The sequence below is a fragment of the Caulobacter flavus genome, from assembly GCF_003722335.1.
In the GTDB taxonomy this organism is placed as follows: domain Bacteria; phylum Pseudomonadota; class Alphaproteobacteria; order Caulobacterales; family Caulobacteraceae; genus Caulobacter; species Caulobacter flavus.
On record NZ_CP026100.1, the window covers coordinates 1,249,698 to 1,263,058 of the forward strand.

Consider the following 13,361-nt stretch of genomic DNA (forward strand, 5'->3'; position numbering starts at 1 on the left):
GCCCGAGCAGTCCAACCGGAGCCCCCATGACCATTACCGCCCACCGCGTCAGCGTCCCCGTCTTCGTCCAGGGCCTGAAGGGCCTGTCGGGCGTGCTGGCCAAGGCCGCCGCCCACGTCGAGGAACGCAAGCTCGACCCCGAGGCCCTGCTGAAGGCGCGGCTCTATCCCGACATGTTCCCGCTGATCCGCCAGGTGCAGATCGCCACCGACTTCGCCAAGGGCGCCAGCGCCCGCCTGGCCGGGGTCGAGGTTCCCGCCTGGGACGACACCGAGACCAGCTTCGCCGACCTGTCGGCCCGCGTGGCCCGCGCCATCGCCTATGTCGAGGGCCTGGACCCGGCCGCCTTCGACGGCGCCGAGGACCGCACCGTCGCCCTGACCCGTCGCGGCGAGACCACCGAGCACAACGCCCTCGACTACCTGACCGGCCAGGCCCTGCCGAACTTCTACTTCCACCTGGCCACCGCCTACGCGATCCTGCGCGAAAACGGCGTGGTTCTGGGCAAGCGCGACTTCCTCGGTACGGCCTGATCCGAGACGGTCCTCGCCCCATCGAAGGGCGAGGACCACGCACAAAGCTCAAGTCACGGCCGCCGCCGGAACGCCCACACCAGGCCGGCCAGAGCGGTGACCACGCCCGCTGCCGCCGACAACACGACCGCCAACTCCTTCAGTACCTCCGGTTCCATCGCTCCACCCGTTACTCGACCCCGCATCGCGGTTACGGGTCAGGATGACTCGCTCCGACGTCGAGTCCGGACGTATGTTCTCTTTTTGTTCTCATCCAGCATACGAATTCACGCCACCTCGCGTCTCGCCACCGCCTCCAGGCCCAGGATCGCGGCCTTGCGCGCCAGGCCCCAGTGATAGCCGGTCAGCCGGCCGTCCTTGGCGATGGCCCTGTGGCAGGGGATCAGCAGCGAGATCGGGTTGGCGCCGATGGCCCCGCCGGTGGCCTGGAACGCCTTGGGCTTGCCGGCCCAGGCGGCGACCTGGCCGTAGGTGGCCGTTCCGCCGGCCGGGATGCGCAGGAGGGCCTTCCACACCTGCACCTGGTAGGGCGAGCCGATCAGCACCACGGGCAGGGGGCCCTCGCCGGCGCAGAACGCCTTCAGGGCCATGTCGCGTGCGGCCAAGTCGTCGCGCACCCAGTCCGCGCCCGGCCAGCGACGGTGCATGTCGGCGAAGCTGAAGTCGTCGTCGCCGTCGGAGAAGGCCAGGCCGGCCAGGCCGCGCTCGGCCAGCACGAACAGGCCGCGCCCGAACGGGGTGGGGGCCCAGCCCCAGCGCAGGGTCATGCCGGCCCCGCGCCGGCGCACGTCGCCCGGGGTGGCCGCCTCCTGGGCGATGAACAGGTCGTGCAGCCGCGAGGGCCCCGACAGGCCCGCGTCGTAGGCCGCGTCCAGCACGCTGGCCCCGGCCTCCAGCGAACGGCGGGCCTCGGCGTGGGCGATGGCGGCCACGAAGGTCTTGGGGCTCACCCCCGCCCAGCGGGTGAAGATCCGCTGGAAGTGGAACGGCGACAGGCCCACGGCGTCGGCGGCCTCGTCCAGCGACGGCCGGTCCATCCAGCGCTGGGCCAGCCAGTCGAGGGCCGTGGCCATGCGGTGGTAGTCGGCCGATCGCTCGGCCAGCCGCGCGAGGGTTTCGGCTGCGGAAGGTTCGGATTGGACGAGGTCGAGAGCCATCGCCGCACTCTAACCCCGCCGGAGGGAGGCGTCCGCCCGGTTCTTGCGCCCGTTCAGGCGTACCGTTCGGCCCGCGCGGCTCTGATCGCGGCCTCCAGCGCGCGGGCGAAGGCCGTCCGCTCGTCGGGGCTCAGCGCCCGGGCCAGGGTCACGCGGCGGCGCGACATGAACAGGCGCACACGGCTCTCGTGCTCGCCGGGCTGATCCAGGTCGACGCGGGTGAAGGCCGTCGGCGAGGTCCAGACCACCTTGGCCCCTTTCTCGTCCTCGCGGCTGACGGTGATCGCCTCGGCGGTGACCCGCACGCGCTCCGAGCGCGACAGGGCGCGGTTGCTGGCGCGCAGGGCCAGCCACAGGGCCAGGACGTCCAGTCCCAGGAACGGCAGCACCGGCGGCGCGCCGACCACCAGCAGGAACGCCGCCACCATCAGGTTGAAGGCGATCGCCACGCCCAGCACCATGGCCATGCCGGCGCGGCTCAGCGACCGGTTGGGGCGGATCACGGCGTCCATGTACAGCGCGTCGGCCATCTCGATGGTCTACGCTCCTCGCGCCGCCTTGGCGAGGCGACCGCATCACGGCATGGTCGCCGCCGATGGCCGCCAGCAAATCCCTCGTCAAGAGACGCCCCGCCGGCAAGCGGATCACCGCCGCCGAGCGCGTGCGCGTGCGCATTCTGTTCGAGCGCTTCGAGAGCCTCGAGCTGCGCCCCAAGACCGAGCTGAACTATTCCAACCCCTATGAGCTGGTCACGGCCGTGGCCCTGTCGGCCCAGGCCACCGACGTGCAGGTCAACAAGGCCACCGGCCCGCTGTTCCAGGTCGCCGACAGCGCCGAAAAGATGCTGGAACTGGGGGAGGAGGGGCTGATCAAGTACATCGCCTCGATCGGCCTCTTCCGCACCAAGGCCAAGAACGTCATCGCCTCGGCCCATATCCTGGTGAACCAGCACGGCGGGCAGGTGCCGCTGAACCGCAAGGACCTCGAGGCCCTGCCGGGCGTGGGTCGCAAGACCGCCAGCGTGGTGCTGAACGAGCTCGACATCGAGCCGGCCATCGCCGTCGACACCCACGTCTTCCGCGTCTCGCACCGGCTGAAGCTGTCGGCCGGCAAGACGCCCGACGCGGTCGAGGACGATCTGATGCGGATCGTGCCCGGTCCCTACCAGACCCGGGCCCACCACTGGCTGATCCTGCACGGCCGCTATGTCTGCGTGGCCCGCCGGCCCAAGTGCGAGATCTGCAAGATCGCCGACCTCTGCCCGTCGCTGGGGCTGTTCTAGAGCCTTCAGGCCCGCGCGCCGGGCCTGAAGCGGGCGGTCATGACCATCATCGCCACCACGCCGGCCGCCATCAGCAGCCAGGCGCCCGACAGGTCCGACGAGGCGTCGCGCACCCAGCCGGCGAAGAACGGCATGACGCTGGCCATGACGTAGCCGCCGCCCTGGACGAAGGCCATCAGGTCGCCGGCGGTCTCGGGATCGCTGGCGTGGTCCAGCGTGACGATCAGCGACAGCGGGAAGATCGCGCCGATGCCCGCGCCCAGCAGGCAGACGGTCGGCAAGACGAGCCACGGGGCCAGCAACAGGCAGGCGATGCCGGCCAGCAGCGAGGCCAGGGCCGCCGCCAGCAGCGGCCGGCGGTCGGGACGGCGAGCGATGGCCGCCGACACCGCCAGGCCCGCCAGGACCTCGCAGACCGTCAGCGCCGACAGGGCGTAGCCGGCCTGATCGGCGGTCAGGCCCCGGCTGGCGTAGAAGGGTGGGAACCAGGCCAGAACCAGGGTGTAGGCCCCGGTGCCGATGCCGAAGAAGGTCAGCAGCAGCCAGGCGCGCGGGCTCTTCCACACCGACGGGCGGCGCAGGGCGATGGGACCGCCGGCCGGGGCGGCGGCTCCGCGCCCGGCGGCGCGCATCCACAGCATCAGGGCCAGGATCGCGGGCAGGGCCCACAGGCCGAACATCGCCTGCCAGCCGGCCAGGCGGGTGACGCCCGTGGACATCGCCGCGGCCGCGGCGGCGCCGGCCATGATGCCGGTGGTGTAGAGGCCCATCATCCGCGGGGCGCCCTCGCCGGACGTCCGCTTGATGAAGCCGGGCATCAGGGCCTGCACGGCTGCGACGCCGACGCCGACCATGGCGGCGCTGGCCAGCAGGCCGGCGGTGCTCGGCCAGGCCGCGCGCAGGCCGCAGGCGGCCGCGATGGCCAGCAGTCCCAGGGCCACGCCCGCGCGTTCGCCCAGGGCCCGGCGCAGCGGCGCGGCCAGCAGGGCGCCCAGGCCCATCAGCAGGATGGGCAGGGTGGTCAGCAGGCCGGCCGCCGCCGAGGAGGCGCCGGTGGCGGCCTTCACCTGGTCGAGCACGGGGCCGAGGGCGGCGAGGGCGGGGCGCAGGTTCAGAGCCGCCACGACGATCGCCGCGATGGTGAGCAGGGCGCCGCTTTTGGCGGCGCCCGCGGCGGCGGCGGCGCTTTTGCGCGACTTGGCGTCTTCTTCGTAGGCGAGGACCACGATATATCTCGTCAGAAAGTATCTTGATGGCGAGATATATCCGATGGCGGCGAAAGCCAAGCGTCATGACCGCGCAGGCGCGGCCTCGGTCCAATGGCGGCGCGAGCGGCCGGACCTCGATCCGTTCCCGATGGAGCTGGTCGGCCGGCTGTGCGAGGTGGCCGAAATCGTGCTCAAGGAGCGCCTCGCGCCGCTGTTCGCGGCGCACGGCCTGCAGCGGGGCGAGTTCGACGTCCTGGCCACCCTGCGGCGGGCCGGCGCGCCCTACGCCCTGACCCCGACCGATCTCTACGAGACGGCCATGGTCTCGTCGGGCGGCATGACCGCGCGGATCGACCGTCTGGAGAAGATGGGCCTGGTCGAGCGCCGACCGCACCCGAGCGACCGACGCGGTACGCTGGTGGCGCTGACGCAGGAGGGCAGGGGGCTGCTCGATACGATCCTGCCGCTGCATATCGACAACGAGCGGGCTCTGCTGGCGTCGCTGGACGCCGGCGAGCAGCAGGCGCTGAGCGGCTTGCTCGCCAAGCTTCTGGCCGGGCTAGGGCCGGTTTAGGGGAGGGGGCGCTAGACCCCCAGCCCCAGACCGCCGCGCGCCTTGGGCGGGTCGATGTGACCGGCCTCGCGGGCGCGGGTCCAGTTCAGCTTCTCGACGTTCTCGCGGAAGGCGAAGCGCAGGATGTGGTCGGCGACCACCTGCTCCAGCTTGGCGAGCGCCTCGAAGTCCTCGGCCTCGACGGTCATGTCCAGGCCTTCGGCGTCGGCGGTCATCCGGCACGGGCCCAGCGGCAGCGGGAAGAGGGCCGTCGTCTCGGTCAGTTCGACCTCGAACTTGTGGCCCCAGTGCTTGGCCAGCTGGGTCATGTAGCGGGCGGCCTTGTCGGTGACGAGGCGGGCGTGGCTTTGCATGCGATGCGCTCCTGTTCCGGCCCGGTTCAGACAGCTTCGATCTGCGTTGCGGCGTCGTCCAGCGCCTTGGCGATGGCGGCGATCTGCTCGGAAGTTAGGCTTCCGGCGTGCAGTTTCAACCGCAGGGCCGTCTTCAGGTTCTCGCGGGCCCGCAGGATCTGCGGCGCGAAGGCGGCGCTGCGCGAGGCGGCTTCGGCCATGCGCTCGAAAAGGCCGTGCACCGGCTGGGCGTTGGCTTCCAGGAAGGCCTGACCCTCGTCGGTGATCGTGTAGAGCTTCTTGCCGCCGCCGGCGTCGGTCGCGGCCACGTAGCCGAGTTCTTCCAGCAGGGTCAGGGTGGGATAGATCACGCCCGGGCTGGGGCTGTAGGCGCCGCCGGCCGCGGTCTCGACCGCCTTGATCAGTTCGTAGCCGTGGCTGGGCTTGTCGGCGATCAGCTTCAGCACGACCAGGCGCAGGTCGCCGTGGTCGAAGAAGCGTCCGCGCGGACCGCCGCGGCCGAAGCCACGTCCGCCCATGCCGCCGTGTTCGCGGCCGTCGAAGCCGAACGGATGGCGGCTGTGGTGACCGCCGTGGCGGCCGTGGTGATGGTGATGATGACGTCCAAACATATGTGCTCTTTCGATGCGGTTTCGTTATATCGAAACGATAGATATATCGAAATCGGATCGGGTCAAGAGCTATTTAGATATATCTGATGCTATCGGGTCGCGACGGCGGCGGGGAAGGCCTGGGCGCACAGTTCCTCGCCGAAGGCGTCGCTGAGCTGTTCCTCGGCCTCGCCCATCTTGATGACCGCCAGGCGCGAGCCGACGATGGTCTTGCCGATGGCGTAGTCGCCGACGACCTTGCCGGTGCGCACGTCGACCAGCCGGGCCTTGCCGCGCAGCACGTTGGCGCCGCCGACCAGGGCGGTCATGGCCGGATTGGCCTTGTCGAAGCGGTCGAGCCTGGCTTCCAGCCGCAGGGCGCGGTCGCCCTTGGCGCAGCCGTCGAGCTTGGCCTGGACCCTTTGCCTGAAGAGGCCGTCGAAGCCGTCGGTGACCTTCAGTTCGCCGCGCGAGAGCCGCACCTCGGAAATCCGGGCCTGGGTCCGCCAGTCGGCCGGCAGGTCGTCGACCGCGGCGCTGCGCGAAAGGCTGACGCAGCCGCTCGCCATCGTCGCAAGGCCAAGCAGGGCCGCCATCTTCGCCGCGTTCATCGCATCGCTCTCCCAATCCCCGGCCCTGAACGCGCCGAACGGAGAATGGTCGCAAACTGAAAGAACGCCGGTATTGAAGAATTTGGCGGCGACTAGAGCGCCTTAGGCGAAAGTGTGATCGGTTTCGCCGACTAACGCGCTCTAAATGTTTGATTTAGAGCCTTTTTTAGACGCCTCACATGATGCCATGCGAGGCTGAAAGGCTCTAGGCCGCGCGCAGGGTCTCGGCCAGCAGCCGGCCCTCGGCGGCGCGGCTGGATCCGGCCCGCCAGGCCACGACGATCTCGCGGCTGGACTGGGCGGTAGCCAGCGGCCGCACCGTCACCGGCGCGTTCTCGGCCAGGCCCGCCTGCACGGCCATGGCCGGCAGGAACGAGACGCCCAGGCCCGAGCCGATCATCTGCACCAGGGTCGGCAGCGAGGTGGCGGCGAAGCTCTCTTCGTCGCCCAGGCCCTTGGGCGGCTCCAGTCCGCAGGCGGCCAGGGCGTGGTCGCGCAGGCAGTGGCCGTCCTCCAGCAGGATCACGTCCTGACCGTCCAGACTGGCCGGGTCGACCCGGTCCTGCATCGCCATCGGGTGATTGGCGGGCGCGGCGGCCAGCAGCTCGTCATGCTCCACATGAGCCCAGTCCAGGCCCGTCATGTCGTAGGGCAAGGCGATCAGGGCGGCGTCCAGCGAGCCGGCCTTCAGCGAGGCGATCAGCCGCTGGGTCAGGTCCTCGCGCAGGAACAGGCGCAGCTTGGGGAACTGGTCGCGCAGCATCGGCAGGGCGCGCGGCAGCAGATACGGCGCCACGGTCGGGATCACGCCTAGGCGGAAGCGCCCGGCCAGCGGCTGTCCCGCCCCGCGCGCGGCCTGAACCAGGTCTTCGGTCTGGGCCAGGATCGAGGTGGCGCGGCGCACGGCCTCCTGGCCGGCGGCGGTCAGGATCACGCCCGAGCGGGCGCGGTCGACCACCGGCGCGCCGAGGATCTTCTCCAGCTCCTGGATCCCGGCCGACAGCGTGGGCTGGGTGACGTAGCAGGCCTCGGCGGCGCGGCTGAACGAGCCGTGCTCGGACAGCAGCTTCAGGTACTGCATCTGGCGAAGGGTCGGGAGCATGGACCCGATATAGGCCGCCTCTATCGAAAATCCAAAAGCAGTCGAGCCGGCCTCGAATCTGGCCGATCGTGCGCCTAGAGCGCCGCCTTCACCGCCGCCGCGAACGCCGCCCCGTGGTCGTGGGCGTGCTCGAGGAAGAGGTCGGGCTCGATGATCTCCAGCTCCATCAGCTGAGGCGTATGGTCGAGGCCCCGGATCAGGTCGATGCGGGCGTAGGTCAGCGGCTGGCCCAGCGCGTCCAGCACCATGCGGGCGGCGTGCAGCGCCTCGGGTTCGGGCGCGACCTCCGACACCTTGCCGCCGTACTGCGGCTGCACCCGGAAGTCGCCGGGCACGGCCACCTTGGTCACCGCGTGGCTGAAGGCGCCGTCGAAGAAGAACAGCGACAGTTCGCCCTCCTCGCCCACCGCCGGCAGGAACGGCTGGATCAGGGCCGCGCCTGTCGGCGCGCCGGAAAGATCGTCGCCGTGGCCTAGCTTGACGGTCTGGTGCGACCCGCCCGAGACCTGCGGCTTGGCGACGACGAGGTCGACCTGGAAGCGCTCGCGCGCCTGCGCGACCGCCTCGGGCGTCACCTTGTCGAGCGTGATGGTCGGGACCACCGGCGCGCCCCTGGCGGCCAGTTCCGACAGATAGGTCTTGGCGGTGTTCCAGCGCAGCAGCGCCGGCGGGTTGGCGGCGCGGACGCCGGCCGTCTCCAGGGCGTCGAGCCGCGCGTACCATTCCGGCTCGCGGTGGTGATAGCCCCAGCTGAGCAGCGGCAGGACGATCCCCTGCCCGCCCGCCTCGACCGGATCGGTCCACGGGCGCGAGGCCACGGTGAGGCCCTGGGCGCGCAGCGGCGCGGCCAGGCGCTCGAACAGCGGCGGCCAGCTGTGGGCGAAGCGCGGTTCGTCGGCGGCGGGAACCAGGATCAGGACGTCGGGCCGGTGCGTGCTCATCCCTTCGCGGTAGAACGCCGCAGGGCCTTGGGCAAGGCCCGTGTCGCCCAAGCCCCACGTTGCCAGGGCCCTCCCCTTCCTTTACTTGCGGTCGGTCAATCTTCCCGGAACAGAGCAGACATGACCGCCCTCTACGACGTCGCCGCCATCGGCAACGCCATCGTCGACGTGATCGCCCAGTGCGACGACGCCTTCCTCGACGCCCAAGGCCTGGTCAAGGGCTCGATGGCGCTGATCGACACGGCGCGCGCCAGCAGCCTCTACGACGCCATGGCGGCCGGCATCGAAGCCTCGGGCGGCAGCGCGGCCAACACCCTGGCGGGCGTGGCCAGCTTCGGCGGCAAGGCCGCCTTCATCGGTAAGGTCGCCGACGACCAGCTGGGCCGGGTGTTCACCCACGACATGCGCGCCATCGGCGGCATCTTCACCACGCCGCCTCTGGCCGAAGGCCCGGCCACGGCCCAGTGCCTGATCAACGTCACCCCCGACGCCCAGCGCACCATGTCGACCTATCTGGGCGCCTGCGTCGAGCTGACCGCCGCCGACGTCGACCAGGCCATCATCGAAGCCGCCCAGTACGCCTATCTCGAAGGCTATCTGTTCGACCCGCTGGAGGCCCGCCGCGCCTTCGCCAAGGCCGCCGCGCTGAGCCACGGCGCCGGGCGCAAGATCGCCATCACCCTGTCGGACAGCTTCGTCGTCGATCGCCACCGCGAGGCCCTGCTGGGCTTCGTCGAGACCCAGTGCGACATCGTCTTCGCCAACGCTTCCGAAGTGTGCGCCCTGTTCCAGACCGACGACTTCGACGCCGCCGTGAAGGAACTCTCCAAGCGCGTCGAGATCGCCGCCGTCACCCGCAGCGAAAAGGGTTCGGTGGTCGCCTCCGGCGAGCACTTCCACGAAATCTCGGCCTTCCCCGTGGAAAAAGTCGTGGACACGACGGGCGCGGGCGACCAATACGCCGCAGGTTTCCTCTACGGCCTCTCCCAGGGGCGCTCGCTGGCCGACTGCGGCAAGCTGGGCTCGCTGGCCGCCGCCGAGGTCATCGCCCACTACGGTCCGCGTCCGCAGGTTCGCTTGCGCGACCTGGCCGCCCAGAACGGACTCTAACCACCCCAAGGTCCTGGCGGACCTTCAAGGACGAAGCATGGCCCGCACCGCTGAAGTGGTCCGCGAGACGAAAGAGACCCAGATCCGGGTCTGGATCGATCTCGACGGGACCGGCGCCTCGACGATCTCCACCGGCATCGGTTTCTACGACCATATGCTGGAGAGCTTCGCGCGCCACGGCGGCTTCGACCTGAAGATCGAGACCAAGGGCGACCTGCACATCGACATGCACCACACGGTGGAAGACACCGGCATCGTGCTGGGTCAGGCGATCAACAAGGCGCTGGACGGCTTCAAGGGCATCCGGCGCTTCGGCCACGCCTACATCCCGATGGACGAGACCCTGACGCGCTGCGCCATCGACCTGTCCAACCGCGCCTATCTGATCTGGAAGGTCGAGTTCAAGCGCCCCAAGGTCGGCGAGATGGACACCGAGCTCTTCAAGGAGTTCCACCACGCCTTCGCCATGAACTGCGGCGCGTGCATCCATCTGGAGACGCTGTACGGCGACAACACCCACCACGTGGCCGAAAGCGGCTTCAAGGCCCTGGCGCGGGCCCTGCGCCAGGCGGTGGAGTTCGACCCGAAGACCGGCGGCCAGGCGCCGTCGACCAAGGGCGTGCTGTAGGTTCCATGCAAACTCTCGCCCTGATCGACTACGGGTCGGGCAACCTGCGATCGGCGGAGAAGGCCTTGAACGAGGCCGCCCGCCGGCGCGGCGTCGCCGCCTCCATCGTCGTCACCGCAGATCCCGACATCGTGGCCAAGGCCGACCGGGTGTTCCTGCCCGGCGTCGGCGCCTTCGCCTCGTGCCGCGCGGGCCTGGACGCCTCGGGCGTGTTCGAGGCCATGAACGAGGCCGTGCACCAGCGCGGCGCGCCGTTCATGGGCATCTGCGTCGGCCATCAGCTCTTGGCCACCGAAGGCCTCGAGTTCGGCGTCACGCCGGGCCTCGACTGGATCGGCGGCCAGGTGAAGAAGCTTGCCCCGTCCGACCCGTCGCTGACCATCCCGCACATGGGCTGGAACGCGATCGCCTTCTCGCGCGCTCACGCCCTGTTCGCGGGCATCGAGGACGGCGCCCACATGTACTACGCCAATTCCTTCGCGCTCGACGCGGCCGATCCGGCCGACGTGGTGGCGACCAGCGACCACGGCGGCGCGTTCGTCGCGGCGGTGGCCAAGGGGAATGTCGCGGGCGTACAGTTCCACCCCGAAAAATCACAAGCCGCCGGGCTCGCCCTGCTCGCCAACTTCCTGGAATGGCGCCCATGATCCTCTATCCCGCCATCGACCTGAAGGACGGCCAGTGCGTGCGCCTGCTGCACGGCGACATGGACAAGGCCACGGTCTTCAACAACAGCCCGGCCGACCAGGCCCAGCGCTTCGTCAAGGACGGCTTCTCGTGGCTGCACGTGGTCGACCTGAACGGCGCCATCGAGGGCAAGTCGGTCAACACCGCCGCCGTGCAGTCGATCCTGGAGTCGATCTCGATCCCGGTGCAGCTGGGCGGCGGCATCCGCACGCTCGAGGGCATCGAGGCCTGGATCGAGGCCGGCGTGTCGCGCGTCATCCTCGGCACCATCGCCGTCCACGACCCGGACCTGGTCCGCAAGGCCGCCCGCCTGTGGCCCGAGCAGATCGCCGTCGCCGTCGACGTGCGTGACGGCAAGGTCGCCATCGACGGCTGGACCGGCCTGTCGGACATCGACGCCATCAGCCTGGGCAAGCGCTTCGAGGACGTGGGCGTGGCCGCCCTGATCGTCACCGACATCAGCCGCGACGGCGCCCTGACCGGCGTCAACGTCGAGGGCGTGGGCGAACTGGCCGACGCCGTCTCGATCCCGGTGATCGCCTCGGGCGGCGTCGCCGCCGTCGCCGACATCGAGCGGCTGAAGGCCCGCAAGGGCGTCGAGATCGCCGGCGCGATCCTGGGCCGTTCTCTCTACGCCGGCACGATCAAGCCGGCCGAGGCGCTGGTCGCGGCGGCCGTCTGATGCTGAAGACCCGGATCATCCCTTGTCTCGACGTCAAGGACGGCCGGGTCGTCAAGGGCGTCAACTTCGTCGACCTGCGCGACGCCGGCGATCCGGTCGAGCAGGCCGCCGCCTATGACGCCGCCGGCGCCGACGAGCTGATGTTCCTGGACATCACCGCGTCGAGCGAAGGCCGCGGCCTGATCCTGGACGTGATCTCGCGCACCGCCGAGGTCTGCTTCATGCCCGTCTCGGTGGGCGGCGGCGTGCGCCAGGTGGCCGACATGCGCCGCCTGCTGCTGGCCGGCGCCGACAAGGTCTCGACCAACACCGCCGCCGTCGAGAACCCCGACCTGATCGCCGCCGGCGCCGACGCCTTCGGCGCTCAGTGCGTGGTGGTGGCCATCGACGCCAAGGCCCGCCCCGACGGTTCGGGCTGGAACGTCTGGACCTACGGCGGCCGCAAGGACACCGGCCTCGATGTCGTCGACTGGGCCGCCAGGGTGGTCGAGCGCGGCGCGGGCGAGATCCTGCTGACCTCGATGGACCGCGACGGCGCCAAGATCGGCTACGACATTCCCCTCCTCCAGGCCGTGACGGGCGCGGTCAACGTGCCGGTGATCGCCTCGGGCGGCGCCGGCAAGACCGAACACCTGGTCGAAGCCGCGCGCGACGGCCACGCCGCCGCCGTGCTGGCCGCCTCGATTTTCCACTTCGGCGAGATCTCGATCGGCGAGGCCAAGGCCGCCATGGCCGCCGCCGGCGTGCCGGTGCGCCTGGATCCCGTGAAGGCCGTCGCATGAGCCGCCTGTTCGAGGTCCTGCAGCGCCTGGCCGCCACGGTCGAAGCCCGTAAGGGCGGCGATCCGGCCGCCTCCTACACCGCCAAGCTGCTGAACGATCCGGCCCTGGCCGCCAAGAAGCTGGGCGAGGAAGCCGTCGAGACGGTGATCGCCGCCGTGGCTCAGGGGCCTGAAGCCCTGGCCTCGGAGAGCGCTGACCTGCTCTACCACTGGCTGGCCCTTATGGCCGCCTCGGGCGTCTCGCTCGACGCCGTGGCCGAAAAGCTGGAAGCGCGCGAGGGAACGTCCGGCCACGCCGAGAAGGCTTCGCGGGGCGGCTAGTCAGGGCGACGCCCCTTTCGACCCTTAGCGGATCTTCCCCATGCTCCCGTCATTCCCGCCCCTGTGGCGGGAACCTCTCTGTCCGCCGCAAGGGCAGGTGGGGCGAACCGCAGGCGGTTCGCTGGTGTCTCACCTGTCAGCTGAACCAGGGGTTCCCGCCACAAGGGCGGGAATGACGGGAGGTTTGAGAGGTCGCGTCCGCCATCCACCCTTACCCGACGCTCAGCCCTTGCGCTTCAGCGCCACGTAGAGGGCGCCCTCGCCGCCGTGGCGCTGGTCGGCCGTCGACACCCCGGCGATCATTTCGCGCAGGGCCGGATCGGCCAGCCATTCGGGCGTGCGCTGGCGCAGGACGCCGTGGCCGACCTTGCCCTTGCCGGTGATGACCAGCACCGCACGGTGACCCTCGTCGAAAGCCCGGCGGATGAACCGCTCAAGCGTCGCGCGGGCCTGGTCCTGGTCGAGGCCGTGCATGTCCAGCCGCGCCCCGATCGGGTCGTGAGCCTTGACGATGCGGCGGCGGCGATTGGGCTCGATGCCTTCGGGCGGCGGCTTGGGCGCGGGCTTGGGCTTCAGCGCCTTGATCTCGGACGGATCGATGCGCAGCGGCGCAACCGAGGCCAGGTGGGTCGGCGGCTCGACGTCGGCGGCGTGGGCCAGCAGATCGGCCTTGCCTGTCCGGATGCGGGCCTTGTCGCGCATCTTCAGCGCCTTTTCGGGCGCGCGGCCGGTCACCGTCGAGGCCACCAGCCGCCAGAGGCGCTGGCCATCGTCTTCCGGCGGACGCCGCTTGCTCATCGG

18 protein-coding genes and 1 pseudogene are annotated in these 13,361 nt (G+C 70.4%); 10 read left to right on the plus strand and 9 right to left on the minus strand.

All coding sequences use genetic code 11. The features are described from left to right. The first annotated feature begins 26 nt into the window (after window positions 1-26). Window positions 27-533, plus strand: coding sequence for a DUF1993 domain-containing protein (locus tag C1707_RS05945; RefSeq protein WP_101713155.1), 507 nt, complete (start codon window positions 27-29; stop codon window positions 531-533). Between the two features lie 266 nt (window positions 534-799). Here the strand turns inward: C1707_RS05945 and C1707_RS05950 are convergent, their stop codons facing one another. Further along, window positions 800-1,690, minus strand: a complete 891-nt coding sequence (locus C1707_RS05950; protein ID WP_101713154.1) for a methylated-DNA--[protein]-cysteine S-methyltransferase — start codon at window positions 1,688-1,690, stop codon at window positions 800-802. A 53-nt stretch (window positions 1,691-1,743) separates the two neighbouring features. Continuing rightward, window positions 1,744-2,220, minus strand: coding sequence for a DUF2244 domain-containing protein (locus C1707_RS05955; protein WP_101713153.1), 477 nt, complete (start codon window positions 2,218-2,220; stop codon window positions 1,744-1,746). A 65-nt stretch (window positions 2,221-2,285) separates the two neighbouring features. Between C1707_RS05955 and nth the strand changes: the two genes are divergently transcribed. Then, on the plus strand, window positions 2,286-2,972 hold the full coding sequence (nth, locus tag C1707_RS05960; protein ID WP_101713152.1) for an endonuclease III: 687 nt from the start codon (window positions 2,286-2,288) through the stop codon (window positions 2,970-2,972). A 5-nt stretch (window positions 2,973-2,977) separates the two neighbouring features. Here the strand turns inward: nth and C1707_RS05965 are convergent, their stop codons facing one another. Further along, entirely contained in the window at window positions 2,978-4,198 is a 1,221-nt protein-coding gene (locus C1707_RS05965; RefSeq protein WP_240633874.1) for an MFS transporter, read from the minus strand. A 43-nt stretch (window positions 4,199-4,241) separates the two neighbouring features. Between C1707_RS05965 and C1707_RS05970 the strand changes: the two genes are divergently transcribed. Then, entirely contained in the window at window positions 4,242-4,754 is a 513-nt protein-coding gene (locus C1707_RS05970) for a MarR family winged helix-turn-helix transcriptional regulator (protein ID WP_101713151.1), read from the plus strand. 11 nt (window positions 4,755-4,765) lie between these two features. On the opposite strand, the gene C1707_RS05975 is transcribed toward C1707_RS05970, so the two are convergent. From C1707_RS05975 to C1707_RS05995, 5 genes are all read right to left on the minus strand, one after another. Beyond that, window positions 4,766-5,107 (minus strand): DUF2218 domain-containing protein, encoded by a 342-nt coding sequence (locus C1707_RS05975; RefSeq protein ID WP_101713150.1) that lies wholly within the window; start codon window positions 5,105-5,107, stop codon window positions 4,766-4,768. A 26-nt stretch (window positions 5,108-5,133) separates the two neighbouring features. After that, window positions 5,134-5,718, minus strand: coding sequence for a PadR family transcriptional regulator (locus tag C1707_RS05980; RefSeq protein WP_101713149.1), 585 nt, complete (start codon window positions 5,716-5,718; stop codon window positions 5,134-5,136). A gap of 89 nt (window positions 5,719-5,807) precedes the next feature. After that, window positions 5,808-6,308, minus strand: coding sequence for a hypothetical protein (locus C1707_RS05985; protein ID WP_101713148.1), 501 nt, complete (start codon window positions 6,306-6,308; stop codon window positions 5,808-5,810). Between the two features lie 205 nt (window positions 6,309-6,513). Continuing rightward, window positions 6,514-7,410 carry a hydrogen peroxide-inducible genes activator gene (locus tag C1707_RS05990; protein WP_101713147.1) on the minus strand — a complete coding sequence of 299 codons (897 nt, stop codon included), beginning with the start codon at window positions 7,408-7,410 and terminating at the stop codon, window positions 6,514-6,516. Between the two features lie 74 nt (window positions 7,411-7,484). Further along, window positions 7,485-8,351, minus strand: a complete 867-nt coding sequence (locus tag C1707_RS05995; protein WP_101713146.1) for an ATP-grasp domain-containing protein — start codon at window positions 8,349-8,351, stop codon at window positions 7,485-7,487. A 120-nt stretch (window positions 8,352-8,471) separates the two neighbouring features. On the opposite strand from C1707_RS05995, the gene C1707_RS06000 reads away from it, so the two are divergent. The 7 genes and pseudogenes from C1707_RS06000 to C1707_RS26615 form a co-directional block, all read left to right on the plus strand. Beyond that, entirely contained in the window at window positions 8,472-9,461 is a 990-nt protein-coding gene (locus C1707_RS06000; RefSeq protein ID WP_101713145.1) for an adenosine kinase, read from the plus strand. 37 nt (window positions 9,462-9,498) lie between these two features. Beyond that, window positions 9,499-10,089: an imidazoleglycerol-phosphate dehydratase HisB gene (gene hisB, locus C1707_RS06005; protein ID WP_101713144.1), complete on the plus strand. Its 591-nt coding sequence runs from the start codon at window positions 9,499-9,501 to the stop codon at window positions 10,087-10,089. A gap of 5 nt (window positions 10,090-10,094) precedes the next feature. Then, window positions 10,095-10,736: an imidazole glycerol phosphate synthase subunit HisH gene (gene hisH / locus C1707_RS06010; protein ID WP_101713143.1), complete on the plus strand. Its 642-nt coding sequence runs from the start codon at window positions 10,095-10,097 to the stop codon at window positions 10,734-10,736. Further along, window positions 10,724-11,458 carry a 1-(5-phosphoribosyl)-5-[(5-phosphoribosylamino)methylideneamino]imidazole-4-carboxamide isomerase gene (gene hisA / locus C1707_RS06015; RefSeq protein WP_164467290.1) on the plus strand — a complete coding sequence of 245 codons (735 nt, stop codon included), beginning with the start codon at window positions 10,724-10,726 and terminating at the stop codon, window positions 11,456-11,458. Before hisH ends, hisA begins: the two co-directional genes overlap by 13 nt. Continuing rightward, a complete protein-coding gene (gene hisF, locus C1707_RS06020; RefSeq protein ID WP_101713142.1) occupies window positions 11,458-12,240 on the plus strand; it encodes an imidazole glycerol phosphate synthase subunit HisF in 783 nt (260 codons plus the stop codon). Before hisA ends, hisF begins: the two co-directional genes overlap by 1 nt. Next, window positions 12,237-12,560: a phosphoribosyl-ATP diphosphatase gene (locus tag C1707_RS06025; RefSeq protein WP_101713141.1), complete on the plus strand. Its 324-nt coding sequence runs from the start codon at window positions 12,237-12,239 to the stop codon at window positions 12,558-12,560. The genes hisF and C1707_RS06025 overlap by 4 nt, the downstream gene beginning before the upstream one ends. A gap of 40 nt (window positions 12,561-12,600) precedes the next feature. Then, window positions 12,601-12,744, plus strand: a pseudogene (locus C1707_RS26615) (hypothetical protein); the annotation flags it as partial. 38 nt (window positions 12,745-12,782) lie between these two features. Here C1707_RS26615 and C1707_RS06030 read toward each other — a convergent pair. Further along, complete coding sequence (locus C1707_RS06030) at window positions 12,783-13,358, minus strand: Smr/MutS family protein (protein ID WP_101713140.1); 576 nt, start codon at window positions 13,356-13,358, stop codon at window positions 12,783-12,785. Between the last annotated feature and the right edge of the window lie 3 nt (window positions 13,359-13,361).

Excerpts from the sequence above, each read along its gene's own strand:
- C1707_RS05990 (WP_101713147.1), bottom strand. The coding sequence starts at position 7,410 with ATGCTCCCGACCCTTCGCCAGATGCAGTACCTGAAGCTGCTGTCCGAG.
- nth (WP_101713152.1), top strand. The coding sequence starts at position 2,286 with ATGGCCGCCAGCAAATCCCTCGTCAAGAGACGCCCCGCCGGCAAGCGG.
- hisF (WP_101713142.1), top strand. The coding sequence starts at position 11,458 with ATGCTGAAGACCCGGATCATCCCTTGTCTCGACGTCAAGGACGGCCGG.
- C1707_RS05995 (WP_101713146.1), bottom strand. The coding sequence starts at position 8,351 with ATGAGCACGCACCGGCCCGACGTCCTGATCCTGGTTCCCGCCGCCGAC.
- C1707_RS05945 (WP_101713155.1), top strand. The coding sequence starts at position 27 with ATGACCATTACCGCCCACCGCGTCAGCGTCCCCGTCTTCGTCCAGGGC.
- C1707_RS05975 (WP_101713150.1), bottom strand. The coding sequence starts at position 5,107 with ATGCAAAGCCACGCCCGCCTCGTCACCGACAAGGCCGCCCGCTACATG.
- hisH (WP_101713143.1), top strand. The coding sequence starts at position 10,095 with ATGCAAACTCTCGCCCTGATCGACTACGGGTCGGGCAACCTGCGATCG.
- C1707_RS05950 (WP_101713154.1), bottom strand. The coding sequence starts at position 1,690 with ATGGCTCTCGACCTCGTCCAATCCGAACCTTCCGCAGCCGAAACCCTC.
- C1707_RS05955 (WP_101713153.1), bottom strand. The coding sequence starts at position 2,220 with ATGGCCGACGCGCTGTACATGGACGCCGTGATCCGCCCCAACCGGTCG.
- C1707_RS06025 (WP_101713141.1), top strand. The coding sequence starts at position 12,237 with ATGAGCCGCCTGTTCGAGGTCCTGCAGCGCCTGGCCGCCACGGTCGAA.
- C1707_RS06030 (WP_101713140.1), bottom strand. The coding sequence starts at position 13,358 with ATGAGCAAGCGGCGTCCGCCGGAAGACGATGGCCAGCGCCTCTGGCGG.
- C1707_RS05970 (WP_101713151.1), top strand. The coding sequence starts at position 4,242 with ATGGCGGCGAAAGCCAAGCGTCATGACCGCGCAGGCGCGGCCTCGGTC.
- C1707_RS06000 (WP_101713145.1), top strand. The coding sequence starts at position 8,472 with ATGACCGCCCTCTACGACGTCGCCGCCATCGGCAACGCCATCGTCGAC.
- hisB (WP_101713144.1), top strand. The coding sequence starts at position 9,499 with ATGGCCCGCACCGCTGAAGTGGTCCGCGAGACGAAAGAGACCCAGATC.
- C1707_RS05980 (WP_101713149.1), bottom strand. The coding sequence starts at position 5,718 with ATGTTTGGACGTCATCATCACCATCACCACGGCCGCCACGGCGGTCAC.
- C1707_RS05985 (WP_101713148.1), bottom strand. The coding sequence starts at position 6,308 with ATGAACGCGGCGAAGATGGCGGCCCTGCTTGGCCTTGCGACGATGGCG.
- hisA (WP_164467290.1), top strand. The coding sequence starts at position 10,724 with ATGGCGCCCATGATCCTCTATCCCGCCATCGACCTGAAGGACGGCCAG.